This window comes from Mycobacterium sp. ENV421, assembly GCF_002887815.1.
In the GTDB taxonomy this organism is placed as follows: Bacteria; Actinomycetota; Actinomycetes; order Mycobacteriales; family Mycobacteriaceae; genus Mycobacterium.
The window spans coordinates 86747-107099 of record NZ_PDHO01000012.1; the positions used below are offsets into that span (position 1 = coordinate 86747).

Below are 20353 nucleotides of genomic sequence, written 5' to 3' on the forward strand. Positions count from 1 at the left end.
CTGCAACGAAAGAGAATCCGATGTCGTTCGCCGACGCGTACGCCGCCCGCACCGCCACCACCTCGACCATGTACGAACGGGCCAAGCGCACGATCCCCGGCGGGGCGGGCTCGACAGCCCGGCTGCCGCGCAACGGGTGGAAGCCGTATCCCATCTTCATGGCGCAGGGCAGTGGGTCGCGGCTGACCGATGTGGACGGAAACACCTACATCGACTATCTGCTGGGGCTGGGCCCGATGATCCTGGGACACCGCCATCCGGTGGTGACCAACGCGGTCACCGAGGCGGTGCGCGATCTGGGCACGTGCTTCGGGCTGCCCTACGAGCTGGAGATCGAGGCCGCCGAGAAGGTGGTGGCGGCCGTGCCCGGGATCGAGCAGGTGCGCTTCACCAACTCCGGATCCGAAGCGGTGGGCACCGCGGTCCGGCTGGCCCGGGCGACCACCGGCCGTCGCATCGTGGTCCGGTTCGAAGGGCACTACCACGGCTGGCAGGACACCGTGTACTGGTCCAATCACGTCGACCCGGAGCTGGCCGGGCCCGCCGACCATCCCCGGCCGGTCGCGATGGGCCCGGGGGTGCCCGCCGAACTGGAGGACACCTTGGTCGTGCTGACCTGGAACGATCCGGACAGTTTCGTCGAGCTGATGAACCGGCGCGGCGACGAGATCGCCGCCGTGCTCACCGAACCCGCGGTGTTCAACACCGGGTGCATCCTTCCCGAACCCGGCTATCTGGAACTGCTGCGCAGTGAAACCCGCAAGCACGGTGCCCTGCTGATCTTCGACGAGGTGATCACCGGTTTCCGCTTCGCCCGCGGCGGTGCCCAGGAATGGTTCGGGGTCACCCCGGATCTCACGACGCTGGCCAAGGGACTCGGCGGCGGGTTCCCGGTGGCCGCGGTCGGCGGCTCCACGGAGGCCATGCGCCTGGTGGCCGAGGGCGTCTACTCCCATTCGGGCACCTACAACGCCAATGTCGTGCAGTGCGCGGCGGTGTCGGCCACGATGGATCTGCTGGCCGAACCTGGGCTCTACGAGCGTCAGCGGGCGCTCGGTCACCGGCTGGCCGCAGGTCTCGGCGAGCTCGCAGCCGAGCGCGGTCTGGACGCCTACTGTGAGGGTCTGGGCACGGTGTTCCAGTTGTGGTTCGCCGACGGCCCGATCCACAATTGGCGCGATGCGGTGGCGCGGGCCGACGAGCCCCTGTTCACCCGGTGGTACGAGGAGATGGTCATTCGCGGGGTGCTGTTCCATCCGCTGCAGTTCGAGAACCTGTTCGTGTCGCTGGTTCACGACGACCGCGACATCGACGAGACACTGCAGGCAGCCGCCGACGCGCTGACCGTCGTCGCCCGCACGCGGACGCCTGCTTCCCAGTCGTGACCGGACCGGTAGTCATCGGCGTCGACCTCGGCACATCGGCGGTCAAGATCGTCGCGGTCGATCACCACGGCAGGGCCGTTGCGTCGGCGCGGGCCGAATATCCGACGAGACGACCGGAAGCCGAAGCAGCCGAACAGGATCCACGCGACTGGTGGCAGGCGCTCGGTGCCGCCGGAGACATTGTCTCGGGCCGGGTGGCGCCACAGCGCTGGCATGCGATCGGTCTGACCGCGATGTTGCCCACGCTGGTCGAGCTCGACGGAGCACTCGAACCGGTGGGCGCGGCGATCACGTGGGAGGACGGCAGGGCCGAGCGGAATGCCGACGAGCTGCGCGCGAGGGTCGGTGACGCGGTGCTGTACCGGATCACCGGACAACGGGTCGACGGCCGGTACCTGGCGCCGATGCACGCCAGGCTCCAGGGGCTCGGCCGCGCGGGCACGACTGTGGCCGGCGCCAAAGATGTCCTGTTCCACCAGCTGACCGGGGCGTTGCTCACCGACCCCAGCACCGCCGCGGGTAGCGCCGCCTTTGACATCGAATCCGGTTGCTGGCGTGCCGAACTGGTCGAGGCGATGGGTCTGCCGCAGTTACCAGAGGTCGCTTCCGCAGCCACGGCGCTGCCGCTGTCGGCGCGGTGGCGGCAGCGCTGGGGGGTGCCCGGGGAGCTGCCCGTGGTACTGGGTGCGGCCGACTCCGCGCTCGGTGCGCGGGGGGTGGGCGCGTTGGCTCACGGTGATGTCGGGGTGATCGCCGGCACCAGCGCGGTCGTCCTGGGTATCTCCGATCAGCCGACCAGAGATCCGGCCATGCGCTACCTGGTGACTCCGCTCGCCGGTACCGGCTGGGGGCTCGAAATGGATTTGTTGGCAATGGGTTCGGCGTTCGACGGTGTCGCGGCGCTGTTCGGCCTGGCCGGGCCGGCGGATCTGCTCGAGGCGGCGGCCGCGGTGGCCCATGCCGACGCGCCGTTGTTCCTGCCGTACCTGTCACCGGGTGAGCAGGGCGCGCTGTGGGACCCGAGCCTGACGGGCAGTGTGCAGGGTCTGCGGCTGGGCATGGGTGTCGGGCACATCGGCCGGGCGTTGCTCACCGGGATCGTCGTCGAACTGCGCCGTTGCATCGACGTGCTGGCGGCGACAACGGGCCGTTCGGGCCCGGTCCGGCTAGGCGGCGGCAGCGCGGTGAGCCCGTTGATGTGGCAGGACATCGCGGATGCGACCGGACGCGAGGTGTGGGTGGATCCGACGGTGACCGACCACTCGGCGATCGGTGCGGCGTTGTTCGCCGCAGATGTGACCGGCCGCCCGATCATCCGGGACGACGCGCCGCAGATCATCGCCCCGCGACCCGAATGGCATGCCTGGTGGACCGATTGCGTCGCCCGCCACGACCGAGCCCGGGTGGCAGCGGGCGGGAGGACGAACTGATGCGGGTGACCGTGGTCGACGACGAGACGTTCGCCACCACCGCCGCAACGGCGGTGCTGGAGGCTCTGCCATCGAATAGACCCACACTCGGCGTGGCCACCGGCGAGACCCCGATGCGGGTCTACGCCGAGTTGGGCTGCCGCAGCCGCCGAGGGGACGTCGACCTTTCCGGTGCCCGGGTGATCGCGTTGGACGAGTATGTCGGCCTCGACGCCGATGATCCCCGCAGCTATGCGGTGTATGTGCGCACGCGCATCGCCGATCCGCTGGGCATCGCGGCCGCCAATGTCCATGTGCCACAAGGTGACAGTGATGATCCTGGCATGGCGGCGGAGGAATTCGAGCGGCAGCTCACCGAGGCGGGTGGAGTCGACGTTCAGATCGCCGGGATCGGCTCCAACGGGCACCTGGCGTTCAACGAGCCCGGCTCGGCGCTCGACTCCACGACGCGGGTGGTGGAGCTGTCCGCGCAGACCCGGCGCGACAACGCCCGGTTCTTCGGTGGCCGGGTCGACGACGTCCCACGGCGGGCGATCACTCAGGGGCTGGCGACGATCAGCCGAGCCCGTTCGATCCTGCTGCTCGCCGCGGGCCGGGCGAAGGCAGACGCGTTGGCGGCGGCACTGCGCGGACCGGTCGTCTCCGGTGTGCCGGCGTCAGTGTTGCAGCGGCACGGCGACGTGACAGTGATCGCGGATCGGGCGGCATGGAGCAGGATGACATAGATGAGTGATCCGGACGTGCTCGACCTGTTCCCACCCGGCTCCCGGATGGCCGACGGCGTGCTGACCGTCGGGGGCTGCCGCCTCGATGACCTGGCTGCCGAATTCGGCACCCCGGTCATGGTGATCGCCGAGGACGCGGTGCGGCAGCGGGCCAGGGACTATCTCACGGCGTTCCGTAGCCGGTGGGCCCGAGCGGATGTGGCGTTCGCGTCGAAAGCATTCCCCTGCACAGCGATTCAGCGACTGGCCAGCGAGGAAGGGCTATTGCTCGACGTCGCCGGCGGGGGAGAGATCGCCACCGCCTTGGCTGCCGGTGCCGACCCGGCGCGGATGCTGTTGCACGGCAACGCCAAGACCGACGAAGAAATCGGTATGGCCGTCAGCAATGGGGTCGGCCTGATCGTTGTCGACAACTTCGACGACATCGACCGACTGGAACGCATTGTCGAGCCGGGCAGCAGGCAGGCCTGCCTGGTGCGCGTCGTGCCTGGTATCGAAGCCGAGACCCACGCCGCGGTGGCGACCGGCCATGCCGGCTCAAAATTCGGTCTGCTGCCTGCGGATGCGCGGGTGGCGATCGAGAGGATTCGTCGCAGCCGGGTGTTGCGCTGCGACGGGGTGCACACGCACGTCGGCTCGCAGTTGCTCGACGCCGAACAGCTCGCCGCCGCCGTGGCCCCGGTCGCCGAGCTGGGCAGCTTCGACGTATACGACTTCGGGGGCGGCCTCGGGGTGCGCTACACCTACGCCGATCACCCGCCGACGGTGGACGCCTACGCCGACACCATGATCGAGAAGGCCCGCGGCCTGGTTCCCGCCGAGGCCCGCATCATCGTCGAGCCGGGGCGGTCGATGACCGCGTCGGCGGCCTGCACGGTCTACCGGGTGACCACCGTCAAACACGGGGTGGTCACCCACGTCGCGGTCGACGGCGGGATGGGCGACAACCTCGAGGTGTCGCTGTACGGACAACGGTTCGAGGCGACCCTCGTCGACCGGATCGGTGGGGGAACCGACGTCACCGTCGTCGGCAGGCACTGCGAATCCGGCGACCAGCTGATCGATGGTGTCCCGCTTGACAATCCGGTGGTCGGGGATCTGTTGGCCGTCCCGGTCACCGGGGCGTACTGCTACACGATGTCCAACCAGTACAACGGGGCACGCCGCATCCCGGTGGTGTTCGCCGCGAACGGCGACGCAAGGCTCGTGGTACGCCGCGACACCTGGGCCGATCTGTTGGCCCGCGACGTGTGAGCTAAGCGGCCACCGTCTGCTCGGCCTCGGTCTCGTCGGCGTGCGCCTGCCTGCCCCCGATGAACAGGGCCAGAACGGCGCCGACCAGGCAGACGATCACGGTGACGAAGAAGATCGAGCCGTACTGCATCGCGAAGGCGGTGCGGTAGCGCTCGGCCTCGCCGGCGATCTTGGCGGCCAGGCTGTTGCCGCCCGGGCTCGGCAGTGTGGCCAGGATCTGGTTGAACCGGTACAGGCCCCACGCGGAGAGCGCCGCGACGCCGATCAGCATGCCGGTCATGCGGGCCACCACGACGAGTGAGGAAGCGATGCCGTGCTGAGCAGGCGGCACCACCCGCAGTGCGGCTGAGGTGAGCGGGCCGATCACCAGACCCAGCCCGAAGCCGGCCAGTGCCAGGTCGGTGTCGATCACCGGCAGGGACACGAACCCGAAATCGTGGCGGGCGCCGGCCACATTGGTGCCCCAGTGTGACACCAGCAGGTATGCGCCCGAGGAGATCAGCATTCCGACGACGGCGACGATCCGGTCGCCGATCCGGGTGGCGACCCAGCCGCCGATGAGCGCTCCGACCGGCAGCGCGATCAGGAAGTGCAGCAGCAGGAACGCGGCCTGCGTCTGGTCCTTGCCCAGCACACCCTGGCCGAACAGTTCGACGTTGACCAACGTCACCATCAACGCCGCTCCTGCGCACAGCGAGGTGCCCAACGAAGCCAGGAACGGCACGAACCGCACGCCCGCCGGTTCGATCAACCGGGTGCGGGCGAACCGCTCCCAGACGAAGAATGCGATGGCTGCGATGACAGCGCCGATCACGAGGATCAGGCCGTGCGGCGGAAGCAGCGTCTTGCCGTCGGGGTTCGGGTTGTACAGCCCGATCACGGCCAAGCCCAATGCGATCGCGAGCAGGATGCCGCCGATCAGATCGACCTTTTCGGGGTTCTCGCTGCGGTCATGGGAGGGCAGGCTGAAGTGGATCGCCACCATCGCGATCACGGTGAGCGGCACGTTGATCCAGAACACGTCCTGCCACTTGCCCAGCAGCAACACCACACCGATGCCATAGAGCGGGCCGAGCACGCTGCCCAGCTCCTGGGCGGCGCCGATGCCGCCGAGCACCGCGGCGCGGCTGCGGGCAGCCCACAGGTCGGCCGCGAGTGCGAGCGTCACGGGCAGCAGGGCGCCTGCGGCGACGCCCTGGACGAGACGCCCGATCACCAGCATCGTCAGGTCGGTGGACAGCGCGGTCACCACCGAGCCGGCCGCGAACGTGACCAGCGACAGCTGCAGCATCAGCTTGCGCCCGAAGCGGTCGGACAGCCGGCCCAGCAGCGGCATCGCCGCGATGTAGCCCAGCATGTACCAGGTGATGATCGGGGTGACTTGCTGGAGCTTGTTCACCGGGATGCCGACCGTCGACATGATGTCGACCATGATCGTGACCACGACATACGTGTCGAGCGCCCCGAGTAGAACGGCGAGGCTACCCGCACTGATCACGATCCGGCGGCTGCGGCCGGAGGTTCCAGCCCGGTGGGCGGCGGTGTCCAGAGACTCAGCCATCACCGGGCCCGTCAGACGGCGGGCTTGGTGACGGTGACCGGCTTGTCCCACTCCGACAGCGTGATCTGGATGCTGCTGCCGTTACCGGTGTCGGCCTTGGCCTGGACCAGCTGATGCGGATCAGCCTTCTGGATCCAGACGGTGGCGGGCAGTGGGCTGGTTGCCTTGAGCGGGATCAGCTTGTTCATGGCGTCGGCGCTGACCTTGCCGGTGATGCGGATGGTGTCCACACCGTTGATGGTCTCGCTGGCCTCCGACTTGGCGTCGGTGATGGAGGCGAGCCAGTTGGCCAGCCCGTTGTCCGGGTTGAGGACCACCGAGGGGTCGTAGATGTCCTTGGCCGGGCCCATGTCGAGCCAGTTGTTGGGGGTCAGCGCGGCGTAGAGGGTGCCGTCGAGCACGACCAGCTGGATGTCGACGTCCGAGCCGCCCATCGAGATGGTCGAGTTCCCGGACACCGCGGTGGCGGGCACGTTGGTCAGGTCGCCGGAGAGCTTCTTGACGGGCAGACCCTCGATCTTGCCGCCGACGGTGATGTCGAGGTGGGCGCTCTTGAGGGCCTTGGTGACCTGGATGGACTGCTGCAGCAGCCCGGCGGCCTCCGGTAGCGGCTCGGAGGGCTTCGACGAGGACGAGCAGCCCGCGACGAACAGGGCTGCTGTTGCGAGGAGGGCGGCGAGGACGGCGAACATTCGGCGGCGCGTCTGCATAGGAGCATCGTAGAGGGTCGGGGTGACCAGACCTGCGGCGCCGGGCTGAACCCAGTCCGCGTTATGCGCTGTGAACTGCAGATTTAGTGGACCTAAGCGAGTGTCGTCACGGCCGGGCTAGATTGGGCGCGTGTTCACCGGAATCGTCGAGGAACTGGGTGAGATCGTCGGCAAGGATGAGCTGGCCGACTCGGCGCGGTTTGTGATCCGCGGCCCGGTCGTGACCGCGGATGCCCGGCACGGCGACTCGATCGCCGTGAACGGTGTCTGCCTGACAGTCGTCGAGGTGCTGCCCGGCGGGCAGTTCAGTGCCGACGTGATGGCCGAGACGCTCAACCGGTCCAGCCTGGCCGCCGTCGATGTCGGAAGTGCGGTGAACCTGGAACGCGCCGCTGCGGTCAACAGCCGGCTCGGCGGTCATATCGTCCAGGGCCACGTCGACGGGACCGGCCGCGTCGTCAGCCGCGCACCGTCCGAGCACTGGGAGATCGTGCGGATCGCGCTGCCGCCGGAGCTGTCGCGGTATGTGGTGGAAAAGGGCTCGATCACCGTCGACGGCATCTCCCTGACGGTGTCCGGGTTGGGTGACGACTTCTTCGAGGTATCCCTGATCCCCACCACGCTGGCGCTCACCACACTCGGTCGTGCGGCGGTCGACACGCCGGTGAACCTCGAAGTCGATGTCATCGCGAAATACGTGGAACGTTTGCTCGCCGACCGCAGTCGATGACGCCGTGGTGTGACTAATCGATTGATTAGTACGGACATTTGCTGCGCAATTAGACAGAACTGAGGCAAAACCGCTACTGATCTATCGAATTCGCTGATCAGAGACTAGTCAATCTAGCTGACGAAATTGTCCTTGGCGAAAATGCCGGGCGATGTTAGGTTGCGGAAAGCATGTAACGCTGAGTCTCTCCCAAGCAATGTGTGTGAGCCGCGTCACGCAAGTGTCGGCACGCCTCGATAGTTCGGAGGATCGGTGAGTTCTCATAAGCGCGTCGGTCGCCACCGGAAGCGGGCGGCCCGCCATCGCAAACGGGTCGCTCGCAATCGGCAGCGCGCGGCTCGCAATGGAATCCTCGCAGCGGCGGTAGGGGTGGGGCTCGCGGTCGCGACGGGTCAGGGAGTGGCGTCGGCCGCCACCGATGGCGGTTCCCCGGATTCCGGATCCAAGGCCAGTTCAGCGAGTGATGCGGGACCTTCTTCGAAACCGACGCGCGCGACCACAACCGCCGGATCTGCGCGCACGCGTCTCTCGGCCAAACAATCGTCAGCAACTCCCAAACCTTCTTCTGCCAAAAGCGGCGCTACGTCGACCGTCGCAACCGTGACGACCACAGCAACCGCGACGACCACACCGACCGCGACGACCACAGCCGCAACGACTAGCCCCGCGAGCGACGACCAGAGTCCCGTCGATAGTGCGCCTACCCCGACGACTCCTGCCGCGCCTGTGGTGAAAACCGGTGCGACCGTTGAAACTGCTGCGACCGTTGAAACTGCTGCGACCACTGAAACTGCTGCGACCGTTGAAACTGTCACCGCCCCAATGCAACTCGAGAAATCAACAACGGCCGCTATCAAACCTGCCGCCGCGGCTGAGACTCCCGCAGCGGGGTCGGCGGCCTGGTACTTCATGGGGGTGCTGACCAGGGCGGTCGACCGCCTCGCTGGTTGGCCCGGCTTGCCGCACAACTTCGTCACGGCGGCCAACTACGTAACCGACCAGAACCTCGACGCTCTCGATAATCAGCTCGACGCGTTGGTCACCACTGCGGTCGCGGGCAGCCCGGCCCGGTGGATTCCCGACCTGTCCAGCATCCTGGGCCTTTTCGTCAAGCCCGCGATTCCCATCTATACGTTCTCGGACACGCTCAACGCGTGGGGCGACTTCCTCAATCGGATCGTGCCTCCGTTCAACATCTCCCCGGGCGCGGGCACCTTCGGCGTCATCACGCAGTACAAGATCATGGGCGCTGCCGTGGTCGGCACAGCGACGGTGTTGACCGATATGCTCAATGGTGTCTACGACCCGGCCCAGTGGGAGATCGACGTCATCAAGTCGACCACCGGCGCCGATGTCACCAGGGCTGACCTGACCAACTCCACCACCCTCGAAACCAAGATCGCTGCGGCGCAGGCGGCTGCAATTTTGACCCTGGGGCTCAGCGACGGTGGTGCGTACTACGATCCGACACGGGCATGGAACATAACGCTGCCGACTTGGACCGCCGCGCAGGTCAATCCGTTCACAGTCGTGGCGTACGTCGCGTTGGTCGCCATGTACAAGCGGTTCGAGGAAATTGCCGTTGCGACCGCATTCACTACGAGCACGACGTACGACAGTTGGCTCTACACACTGAGTTTAGGCGGCGATAGCTCGCGCTCGGAGTACGCGGCGGGCACGTTTCATGCAGTTGATCCCGATGGCAGATCAGTCGACTTCGGGACCTCGCTGCTCGGGACATTCACCTCGGCAGGTGGCGGGCTGGTCACCATCAACACCAGCGACGGTGGATTCACCTACACGAACACGCTTCCGGGCGCAGCGTTCTTTCACCGGGCTACATCGGAAAACGAGGCCGACAGATACGACACCGTGGACATTCCGGTGACGTCCGCGGACGGCGTCAGGTACACCGCCACATTCAGTATCAAGATCATCGACGGATCCAATAGTGCCCCAACGGTTTCCGGCACCTCTGTCGGCGGCGCCGATGGGCTGGGCGTGGTCCGGGGCGCCGTCACTGGCAGCGACTCAGACGGCGACACGTTGACGTATTCGCTGGTCGACTCCTCGGTCAATGGTCTCACTGGAAACTCCGCGTACACCAAAAATGGTGCGGGCAACGGTGGCATCATCACCCTCAATCCGACCACCGGCGACTACACCTATATCTCGACAACGACGGCTAGCAACACGCAGAGCTTCCAGGTGCAAATATCGGACGGTCACGGCGGGAGCGTCGTCTCGACCGTTACCGTGCCGAATACCACCACCACGCTCACGCCGGCCAATGTCGATACCTCCACGCAGTATGTCGTCACCGGCTCGGTTCCAGTACCCGGCGGTGACGCTGGAATCTTCACCAGCTATGCGCTCGGCGCCGCGCCGGCGAAGGGCACCGTGACGTCGTTCAGTCCGACCACCGGCGCATTCACCTACACCCGAAACGTGAGCCTTGGCCACACCACGACGCCTGATGACGTGGTCACCGTGATCGCCACCGACGCCACCGGGCGCACAGTGACATTGCAAATGGCTGTGCAGCCGACGGTACCCAACGCGGTGCCCGTGGTGGTCTCGGCCACGACGGATGTGGGGAACGGGAGTTCGGCGAGGTGGGGCCTTAACACCAGTACGTGGACGCAGACCACCACCGGGAAGATCACGGCGACCGACGGTGACAGCGACGCACTCAGTTACTCGTTGGTGAATCCGACGACATATGCCCCAATCACCACTACCGCCAACGGTGGAACAGTGAGCTTTAGTGCTGATGGGTCGTACATCTACACCATCCAGAAAGATAAGGCGTACTTCCACACCGCCGCCAGGATCGGCGCCAGCGGCGCGTCGGTGAGCGACACCTTCACTGTCGCGGTGAGTGACGGATTTGGTGGAGTTGCGTACACCACCGTGACTATGGCCATCTACGGCGTGAACAGCACGCCCACGATGAGCACTGGAAGCCCGGTGTGTGCTTTTGCCCTCTGCACCGTGGGCGGAATCAATGTCAGCGATCTCGATGGTGACCTCGACGGATACTTCACGCTGCCCACATCAAATGACGGCACCGGTCGGGCCTGGTACACCCTGACGGCGGGATCCATGACCATCTGGGGTGGAGACGGAGTCGGAACGACCACCATCAGTTGGGGCGGCAATACCAACGGACTCGGCACGCAAGTGACCGTTACCAACCGGCTGACGATCTACGACGGCTACTACCGGGTCAGCAACGGCATCGTCGACACCAGCTATCCGAGTCGTGTGTGGAAAGAATGGACCAGCTCCGGCACCACCACCGGCAACTAGCGCTCAGCTGACCGCGTGCCGATATGGGGGGCGGTCATCGCACCGATACCACGCACAGCGGGGCAACGCGGCTGTGCCGTTAACCCAGCTGAGCGGCTTGTCTCGTCTCAACCGTCGTCAACACTGTCCTTCTCAGCGGAAGCGCTAGAAGCGCCACCGCCCCACAGGTCTTTCGACTGTGTTAATTTGCTGCATCTTTGACGCTGTGCACTCGCACAGCGTCGAAAAACGACACGTTAGTGCCCCTTAGGGCATAAAGTGCCAGGTGAAAGAGCTCTTCGCAAATTTGACTGAAACAAGCTGTGGCAAAAACCTGTGAGCCATGTTACGTTGCGGGTCACTCAAAGTGGCGTACGTCTCCCACACAGTAAGGTGCGAGCCCCGTCACGTAGGACAGTGTCGGGAGATCGTTTGAGTTCCAAGAAGCATGCGGCTCGCCACCGAAAGCTGGCGGGCCGCCATCGGAAGCGTGCCGCCGGGAACGGTAAGCGCGCGGCGCGCAATGGAATGTTGGCCGCCGCGGTGGGCCTGGGTCTGGCGGTAAGCGTCGGAAACGGTGTCGCTGCGGCGTCCACCGACGGCGGCTCGGATTCCGGAAACTCTTCGGCGAGCAACTCCGGCAGCAATTCCGGTCATTCCACGAACTCCACCCGCGGTCCCAAGAATGCCGGGCCCGCTCGCACCCGTTCGACAGCCAAGCAGCCGACGAAGTCTGACTCCAACAGCGGTTCCTCGGTGTCCGTCCGGTCGTCAACCACGGGCCGTATCCCGTCGGCGGACAGCACTGTCGAATCGTCCACCTCGACGATCTCTCAGTCCGAATCGTCCACCTCGACGATCTCTCAGTCCGAATCGTCCACCTCGACGATCTCTCAGTCCGAATCGTCCACCTCGACGATCTCTCAGTCCGAATCGTCCACCTCGACGATCTCTCAGTCCGAATCGTCCACCTCGACGATCTCTCAGCCCGAATCGTCCACCTCGACACTGTCGTCGACCGACACCGTCACGACCCCGGCCACTGCCGTTGACACCGCGACCGTCGCGCCGACCGAGGCTCCGCCGGCCACCGCGACAACTTCAAAGGCCGGCGCAGTGAGCAAGTCCACCACCGCCAGGTCCGCCGTCGCGCCGTCGGCCGCCGCCTATTCGATGAACGGCGACCTGACTGCCGTCCAGGACGGCGCGGGTCCGATCACGACGCCCGCGCATTATGACATCCAGACCACGCTCGACGCCTGGGCGGCGCAGCTCGACGCGCTGGTGGCGGCTCCGCTCACTGGCGCCAACGGCTGGCTCAAGTTCCCGGTCACGTTCCTGGACGCGTTCTTCAAGCCCTCGATCGTGGTCGACCGGCTCTCCTACGGCCTCAACGGCCTGGCAACCCTGATCGATCAATTCGTGCCGCCGTTCAAAATGGTCGATGGTGCTCCTTCGGCCATCACGGAGGCGTCGGTGACGGCTGCGGTGCTCGCGGGCGCCATCGTGCTGTTCAACACCTCACAGACCGTCGACATCCCGCACTGGATAGACGAGGCGATCAGTCTGGCCGGGGCGTTGCAAGACATCGCCGCGAACCCCGTCGTCAACGGCCTCACCGCGAACGACATGGATGGTGTCGTCGGGGCGGCGAGGGCGGCATTCCTGTCGCCAAAGACCGTGTTGGACATGACAATCGACCTCGGCAAGGCCCCGAATCCGGTGTCGCTGGCGATGTATGTGGTCGTGGTCGCGATCTTCCGGCGCTTCGCGGACGTGGCGACTGATCACGCCCCGGTCGTCACCGACATGCGGCAGACCAGTCAGCATCTCCCAGGTGCCAGCGGAACCACCGTCTCGGGGTATGTCCAGTTCTATGATGCCGACGGCGACCCGATCACCTCGTACGGTTTCACCGAACCCGACGACAGCCGCTTCACCGTCACCGTGGTCGATGGCACCAACGGGCGGATGAATTGGACTGTGTGGGACTGGAATCCGCTGGGCCCCACCACTCCCAAGACGCTGACGTTCACGCTGACGGTCTTGGCGCAAGGCGACGGTCAGATCAGCGTGTCGAAGCCGTACATGCCAAACGGGGATGAAACCGTGAAGACGGTCACCGTGACCGTCTACTACAACCAGGCTGTAGGGACGATGACCAACACGGTCTCGAGCACCTCGTCCCTAGGTGTGGTTCGCGGCTCGATCAGCACACCGCAGAACGCGGACAACCCGACGACATTCGCACTCAACGGAGCCAGTGGGGGCTCGGCGTACACCGCCAACGGCGGCATCGTGAAGCTCAACGCGGCCACCGGCGCCTACACCTACATCCCGAACCGGGCCTCGACTGCCACGACGGATTCGTTCCAGGTGGTCAGTACCGACAGCTTCGGCTACAGCTACACCACGTCAGTCTCGGTGCCGGTGAGTTCGGTGTCACCGGTGACGACCTTCAACACCAGGACCGGCACTGTGACCGGCAATCTGGACATCCCCGCCGGCAGTGCCGATAGCGGGCTGATGACCTACACGCTGGGCACCGCCCCCAACTCCGCCAGGGGCACGGTGACGGTGAATGCCGATGGCACCTTCGTTTACACCAGGTCGGCGACGGCCGGATCGCAGCCCACGACGGACTCGTTCACGATCCTGGGTACCGACAGCAGCGGGAAAACGGTGACCGTCGCGGTGGTCAACGTCAACGCTACGACGGGCAACAGTGCACCGGTGGGCAACGGTGTGACAGTGGGCAGTTCGAAACTGGAGCGGATCGTCGGTCCGTACGACAAGCAGACCACGACCGGAACTCTGAAAGCGACTGACGCAGACGGTGATCCGGTGACCTGGGCGGCCGGCACATACAGCACCGCCCAGGGCGGGTCGATCACGGTTGCTGCCAACGGCACGTTCACCTACACGAACCAGAAGTACGCGTGGTTCGGCGTCTCGGACAGCTATTGGCACGACCATGCTGTCACGGGGGACCCCGGGGACACGTTCACCGTCAACGTCAGTGACGGCTTCGGCGGTACCACCGCAGTGACCTACGGCATTCCGATCGAAAAACAAAATGCGACACCGACATTGTCGGGAACGGTCAACGGAACCCCGACGGTCGATATTCTGGGCGTGCGGAGAGGCTCGATCAACACCGGCTCCGACGATGACGGCGACAGCCTGACCTACGGCCTCGTCGGTGCCACCCTAGGGTCGGCCTATACCGCCAACGGCGGCATCGTGACGATGAACGGCACATCGTTCACCTACATTCCCAAGGTCGGGGTGACCTCGGATTCGTTCCAGGTGCAGGTGAACGACGGTCACGGCGGCATCACCACGGCGACGGTCAGCCTCACCGGGCTGACGACGCCCGGCACGACGACGAACATAAACAAGGCAACGCTGGGTACCGAGACTGGAACGCTGAACATTCCGTCGCCGAGCGACACCACGACTCTCGGTCTGGCCTACAGCGTCGGTACCGGTCCGTCAAAGGGCACGGTGACGCTCACCAACACCGGTGGCACCTATACCTATACCTACGTGCGGAACTCGAGCCTGGGCCATTCGACGTCCAACGTCGATTCATTCACCATCAACGCCACCGACGCCTCGGGCAAGACGGTGACGGTCGCGACGATCAGCGTGGCGCCGGACGTGGCCAACACCGTGCCCGTGATATCTACAGCGACAACAGATAAGGGCAGCACGGACAGCAACAAGTGGCGGTTGGACACGTTGGCGGGCAACAACCGTCAACAGACGACCACCGGCAAGATCACCGCGACTGACGCCGACGGTGACACGCTCACGTATTCGTTGGTGGATGGCACGACCCACGCCGCCGTTACCACCACGACCAATGGTGGGTCGGTCACGTTCAATGCCGACGGGTCGTACACGTACACGATCGTCAAGGACAAGTCGTACTTCCACGCCGCGGCCAAGGTCGGTGCCTCTGGTGCGGCAGTGAACGACACGTTCACTGTCGCGGTCAGCGACAGCCTCGGCGGCGTCGCCTATACCACGGTGACGATGGCCACCTACGCGGTGAACAGCGCACCGACCTTCGTCAGTTCCAGTGGCGTGACCAATGTGTTTGGACTGAAGACCGTGAGCGGTATCAAGTTCTCAGACGCCGATGGGGACACAATCGGGACAACGCGCAACCCGTCGAACGGATCTGCCGGGTACTTCGCTCCGAGCGGATTCACCGGCGGTACCGACAACGTCCAAAGCGGCACAGGGGCGCTGGTCACCTTCACCGGCACCTACACGCTCTACGTGCAGGACGGTTATTACACGGTCAGCAACGGTGTCATCACCGGCTCCTATGCCGTGTCGACGCCGACAAAGTCCTGGAGTTGACCGGCCCCGGTACCCGAAGCAATAGATCAGTCGCCAGCCCACTTGACTAATTGTCGACTGCCGGAGTCGATGTGATGTTGCTGGCCAACGGTGATGGGTTCGGTTTGCCGCGATTGACAGCTCCACGTCCTGGGTGTTTCGTGCTGGCCCGACTTAGCTGAGCATCATGCACGTTGATTTGCTATAGGCACTCTTGGCGTAGTCGCATTCTGTGCCTGAGCTACGCGAAACACATGGAATCCACAGTGGACACACAGCTCAAAGCGCCTGGAACACACCGAACATCGTAGATCCTTGAGCCTGCAACAGGCACAGTGTCGGGTTGTGGGGTCAACAGGCACCGCGGTTAGCTGTGTTGCGCAGGGCTCGGCTATGTCGCGTCTCACGGGTCGGGAGAGTCGGTGGCTTCCAAGAAGAAGCGGGCGGGTCGCCATCGGAAACAGGCGGCTCGGCATAGGAAAGTCGTCGCTCAGACCAGGACACACACCGCGCGCAACGGCGTCGTCGCCGCTGCGGTGGGCATCGGACTGGCAGTAGCCGCCGGCCAGGGCGTGGCTTCGGCTGCCACCGACGTCGGCTCGTCGAACTCCGGATCGAAGTCGAGTTCGGCGGACGATTCCGCCAAGGCTGCCAGCTCGACTGCCGCCCACCGCTCGGTCGGGCGGACCAAGCCCCGGACCACTCGCTCGTCCACTAGCGCGTCGCCAACGACTACGTCCAAGAACACGGGCTCGACGAGTGCGGCCGCGGTATCGACAACGAAGACCGCAGCCGGCGCTGTCTCAACGGATGCGGCGGCCGGATCCTCGGCTGCTGCGGTAAGCACAACCTCGACGAGCGCGACCGCTGCCGAGACGGTCGTGGAGTCGACCGCCAGCGCCACGCCCAAAACCGCCGCCTCGTCGTCCGTGGCAACAGCCTCAGCGACGGCGTCGTCCTCGCCGGCGAACGTTTTCCTGGCCACCTTGTCCAGGGCGATCAACCGCCTCGCCGGCTGGCCCGGTACTCCGAAGAATTTTGTCACCATCACGAACCACACGATCGATCAGGCTCTCGACACCGCCGATAGTCAGCTCGACTCCTCGGTCGCGACGGCGGTCGCGGGCAGCCCGGCTCGTTGGGTTCCCGATCTCGTCGGCGTACTGAATCTCTTTGTCGTCTCGGCGATTCCCGACTACACGTTCAGTGACACCCTCAACGCATGGGGTGACTTCCTGAACCGGGTGGTGCGGCCGTTCAAGATCGTCTCCTCGGCGAGCACGTTCGGCGTCATCACGCCGTACAAGATCATGGCGGCCGCGGTTGCCGGTGCCGCAACGGTGCTGACGGACATGCTCAACAATGTCTACGACCCGGCGCAGTGGGAGATCGACGTCATCTATGTGACGACCGGGGCCACCGTCACCCGATCTGATCTGAGCGACTCCACCACATTGGAAACCAAGATCGCAGCGTCGGTGGCGCTGGGTGGCGGCGTCTACAGCACCCCGACAGAGGCGTTCGATCTGACTTTGCCGACTTGGACTGCGGCACAAGTGAATCCGTTCACCGTCGCCACCTACGTCGTGCTGGTCGGTTTGTACAAGCGGTTCCAGGAGATGGCCGCTCTGACAACCTTCACGACCAGCACCCAGTACAACTCTGGTACCCCGTACACCATCGACTTGGGGAGTGCCAGCACGCGCTCGGAGTACGCCAACGGAACGTTCACCGCGGTCGATGGGGACGGTAATCCGGTGAGCTTCGCCCCTGCCGACGGCAACACGTACACGTCAGCATGGGGGGCTTTGGTAACGATCAACACCTACAGCGGCGGATACACCTACACGGCCACGCTTCCCGGTGCGGCGTACTTCCACGCAGGCGCGGCCGGCGCGTACGACACGGTGCAGATACCCGTGACCTCGGCCGACGGTGCACCGTACACCCTCACCTTCCAGGTCAAGATCGTCTCGACGACGAACACCGCCCCCACGGTGTCCACCACGGTGGGTACCGCTGACGCGCTGGGCGTCGTGCGAGGCACCGTCAACGGCAGCGACGCCGAGGGGGACACACTGACGTATTCCTTGGTCAGCTCATCGGTCAGCGGGCTGAGCGGCAATTCCGCCAAGACCTCGAATGGCGGCATCGTCACCCTCAACTCGTCCACCGGCGTCTTCACCTACACCTCGACGACCACTGGCGGTACCTCGGCAAGCTTCCAGATGCAGGTGGATGACGGCCACGGTGGCACTGTCACCCAGACGGTCACGGTGCCCAACACCACCTCGATCACTCCGGCCAACGTCAACACCGCGACGATCGGCGTCGTCACCGGTTCGGTGCCGGCCCCCGGCAGCGACGCCGGGATGTACACGTACAGCCTGGCCGGCGGTCCGGCGTACGGCACCGTGACGTTCGATGCGAGCACCGGCGCTTTCACCTACACCCGGACTGCGTCGGGCCATACCGAGCCGGCGGCCGACTCGTTCACCGTGCTCGCCACCGATGCCAACGGCCGCTCCGTCACCCTGAAGATGACCGTCCAGCCGACGATCGCCGACACTGCGCCGACCATCACCGGGACCACGACGAGTGTTGGCAGCACAGATACGACGAAGTGGGGTCTCAACACGAGTACGTGGACGCAGACCACCACCGGCAAGCTCACCGCGACCGACGCCGACGGTGACACGCTCACCTACTCGCTGGTTGATGGCTCGACCCACGCCGCCGTAACGACCACCACCAACGGTGGCACCGTCACGTTCAATGCGGACGGCTCGTACACGTACTCGATCACCAAGAATCAGGCGTACTTCCATGGTGCGGCGAAGATCGGGGCGACTGGAACGGCGGTGGCCGACTCCTTCACCGTCGCGGTGAGCGACGGGTACGGGGGCGTCGCGTACACCACCATCACTATGCCGATTTACGCGGTGAACAGCCCGCCCGTGATCACCGGCTTCGGCAGCCTCGCGTGCGCCTTCTACCTCTGCACGGTGGGCACGATGACAATCAGTGATCCTGACGGCGACAGCATTCCGGAGGCGAAGATCACCGCCGGTACGGGTGCCGGGTACACCCTGGCCACCGGATCGGTCACCAGCTGGGGCTCCGGCGTGACCACCATCTCGTGGACCGCCGGCGGCACCTTCGGTACGACGGCTACCGCCAATACCTTCACCGTTTACGACGGCTACTACACCGTCACCAACGGTGTGACCAACACCAGCAGCCCGGCGACGTTCTGGGTGTCCTACGCCGCCGCCTCCGGCACCCGGACCACCGGCAACTAACGCGCGCCTCGTCAGAGCCCTGCCAGCTGCGGAAGCGTCGCGTGGGCGATCAGGAAGTAGAGAGTCAGGCCGGTGCCGTCGACGATCGTGGCGATCATCGGCGCCGACACCACCGCCGGACATCCGTCGTTAGTCCCCGGGGTCCGTCCTGTCACGCACGTCACACCGCGTCGCTGGCCTGCAGATATCGCCGATCGAGACGGCCGCTCGACGGCCGATTGGGCCGCTGAGCAGGACGGGCAATAGTTGCTCTTCCAAGGTGGTTCATACTGTCTGGAGGCAGCATTACGTGAGAAACGGGTAGGCGGCAAGGATGACGAGGCTGGACACCGTCGAACGGGCGGTCGCCGATATCGCGGCCGGCAAGGCCGTCGTCGTCATCGATGACGAGGACCGCGAGAACGAGGGTGACCTGATCTTCGCCGCCGAGAAGGCGACGCCGGAGCTGGTCGCGTTCATGGTCCGCTACACCTCGGGCTACCTGTGTGTGCCGCTGTCCGGCGAGATCTGCGACAAGCTTGGGCTGCTGCCCATGTACGCGGTCAACCAGGACAAGCACGGCACCGCCTACACCGTCACCGTCGACGCCAAACATGGTGTGGGAACCGGTATTTCGGCCGCCGATCGGGCGACGACGATGCGGTTGCTTGCCGACCCGGCCAGTGTCTCGGAGGACTTCACCAAGCCTGGTCACGTGGTTCCGTTGCGCGCCAAGGACGGCGGCGTGCTGCGGCGTCCCGGTCACACCGAAGCCGCGGTCGACCTGGCCCGGTTGGCGGGTCTGCAGCCTGCCGGTGCGATCTGCGAGATCGTCAGCCAGAAGGACGACGGTTCGATGGCCCAGACCGACGAGTTGCGGGTGTTCGCCGACGAGCACGACCTGGCCTTGATCTCAATCGCCGATCTGATCGAGTGGCGGCGCAAGCACGAAAAGCACATCGAGCGCATCGCCGAGGCCCGGATCCCCACCCGCCATGGCGAGTTCCGCGCGGTCGGCTACTCGAGCATGTACGAAGAGGTGGAGCATGTCGCCCTGGTCAAGGGTGACATCAGCGGTCCGGAGAACGACGGCCACGACGTACTGGTGCGAGTCCACTCCGAGTGCCTGACCGGTGACGTGTTCGGTTCGCGGCGCTGTGACTGCGGCCCCCAGCTGGACGCCGCGCTGGCGATGGTCGCGCGCGAGGGTCGCGGCATCGTGCTCTACATGCGCGGCCACGAGGGCCGGGGCATCGGTCTGATGCACAAGCTGCAGGCCTACCAGCTCCAGGACGCCGGCGCCGACACCGTCGACGCCAACCTGGAGCTCGGCTTGCCCGCCGACGCACGCGACTACGGGATCGGCGCGCAGATCTTGGTGGACCTCGGTGTGCGCTCGATGCGGCTGCTGACCAACAACCCGGCCAAGCGGGTCGGCTTGGACGGCTATGGGCTGCATATCATCGAGCGGGTGCCACTGCCGGTGCGGGCCAACGCCGAGAACATTCGCTACCTGATGACCAAGCGTGACCGGATGGGTCACGACCTGACCGGCCTCGACGACTACGACCAGGTCGTTCCCGGTGACGTGGGCGGGGCCCTGTAGTGAGCGCCACGAGCGACGCTTGCGGAG

At 65.5% G+C, this 20353-nt stretch carries 12 protein-coding genes and 1 pseudogene; 9 read left to right on the plus strand and 4 right to left on the minus strand.

Annotated elements, in window-relative coordinates:
* Positions 1-20 precede the first annotated feature (20 nt).
* The 4 genes from CRM90_RS16155 to lysA are packed head-to-tail and all read left to right on the plus strand — an operon-like array spanning position 21 to position 4794.
* A complete protein-coding gene (locus tag CRM90_RS16155; protein ID WP_102807966.1) occupies positions 21-1385 on the plus strand; it encodes an aspartate aminotransferase family protein in 1365 nt (454 codons plus the stop codon).
* Positions 1382-2815: a xylulokinase gene (locus tag CRM90_RS16160; protein WP_102807967.1), complete on the plus strand. Its 1434-nt coding sequence runs from the start codon at positions 1382-1384 to the stop codon at positions 2813-2815. Before CRM90_RS16155 ends, CRM90_RS16160 begins: the two co-directional genes overlap by 4 nt.
* Positions 2815-3540, plus strand: coding sequence for a glucosamine-6-phosphate deaminase (locus tag CRM90_RS16165; RefSeq protein WP_102807968.1), 726 nt, complete (start codon positions 2815-2817; stop codon positions 3538-3540). The genes CRM90_RS16160 and CRM90_RS16165 overlap by 1 nt, the downstream gene beginning before the upstream one ends.
* Positions 3541-4794 carry a diaminopimelate decarboxylase gene (gene lysA, locus CRM90_RS16170; protein ID WP_102807969.1) on the plus strand — a complete coding sequence of 418 codons (1254 nt, stop codon included), beginning with the start codon at positions 3541-3543 and terminating at the stop codon, positions 4792-4794.
* Position 4795: 1 nt separating this feature from the next.
* On the opposite strand, the gene CRM90_RS16175 is transcribed toward lysA, so the two are convergent.
* Positions 4796-6355 (minus strand): MFS transporter, encoded by a 1560-nt coding sequence (locus CRM90_RS16175; protein WP_102807970.1) that lies wholly within the window; start codon positions 6353-6355, stop codon positions 4796-4798.
* Between the two features lie 11 nt (positions 6356-6366).
* Positions 6367-7065 (minus strand): LppX_LprAFG lipoprotein, encoded by a 699-nt coding sequence (locus CRM90_RS16180; protein ID WP_199189918.1) that lies wholly within the window; start codon positions 7063-7065, stop codon positions 6367-6369.
* Between the two features lie 130 nt (positions 7066-7195).
* Here CRM90_RS16180 and CRM90_RS16185 point away from each other — a divergent pair, with 130 nt between their 5' ends.
* From CRM90_RS16185 to CRM90_RS16200, 3 genes are all read left to right on the plus strand, one after another.
* Positions 7196-7795 carry a riboflavin synthase gene (locus CRM90_RS16185; RefSeq protein WP_102807972.1) on the plus strand — a complete coding sequence of 200 codons (600 nt, stop codon included), beginning with the start codon at positions 7196-7198 and terminating at the stop codon, positions 7793-7795.
* Positions 7796-8194: 399 nt separating this feature from the next.
* The gene (locus CRM90_RS16195; RefSeq protein WP_233209359.1) at positions 8195-11107 is read left to right on the plus strand and encodes a beta strand repeat-containing protein; all 2913 of its coding nucleotides are present in this window, start codon (positions 8195-8197) and stop codon (positions 11105-11107) included.
* Between the two features lie 411 nt (positions 11108-11518).
* Positions 11519-15460, plus strand: a complete 3942-nt coding sequence (locus tag CRM90_RS16200; RefSeq protein WP_142391384.1) for a beta strand repeat-containing protein — start codon at positions 11519-11521, stop codon at positions 15458-15460.
* A gap of 469 nt (positions 15461-15929) precedes the next feature.
* Here CRM90_RS16200 and CRM90_RS16205 read toward each other — a convergent pair whose 3' ends face one another.
* The gene (locus CRM90_RS16205) at positions 15930-16424 is read right to left on the minus strand and encodes a hypothetical protein (RefSeq protein WP_102807976.1); all 495 of its coding nucleotides are present in this window, start codon (positions 16422-16424) and stop codon (positions 15930-15932) included.
* Between the two features lies 1 nt (position 16425).
* Here CRM90_RS16205 and CRM90_RS16210 point away from each other — a divergent pair, with 1 nt between their 5' ends.
* Positions 16426-18741 (plus strand): Ig-like domain-containing protein, encoded by a 2316-nt coding sequence (locus CRM90_RS16210; RefSeq protein WP_102807977.1) that lies wholly within the window; start codon positions 16426-16428, stop codon positions 18739-18741.
* A gap of 11 nt (positions 18742-18752) precedes the next feature.
* Here CRM90_RS16210 and CRM90_RS30505 read toward each other — a convergent pair.
* A pseudogene (locus tag CRM90_RS30505) lies at positions 18753-18860 on the minus strand (hypothetical protein); the annotation flags it as partial.
* Positions 18861-19054: 194 nt separating this feature from the next.
* Between CRM90_RS30505 and CRM90_RS16215 the strand changes: the two are divergent.
* Positions 19055-20326 carry a bifunctional 3,4-dihydroxy-2-butanone-4-phosphate synthase/GTP cyclohydrolase II gene (locus CRM90_RS16215; RefSeq protein ID WP_102807978.1) on the plus strand — a complete coding sequence of 424 codons (1272 nt, stop codon included), beginning with the start codon at positions 19055-19057 and terminating at the stop codon, positions 20324-20326.
* The last annotated feature ends 27 nt before the right edge of the window (positions 20327-20353 follow it).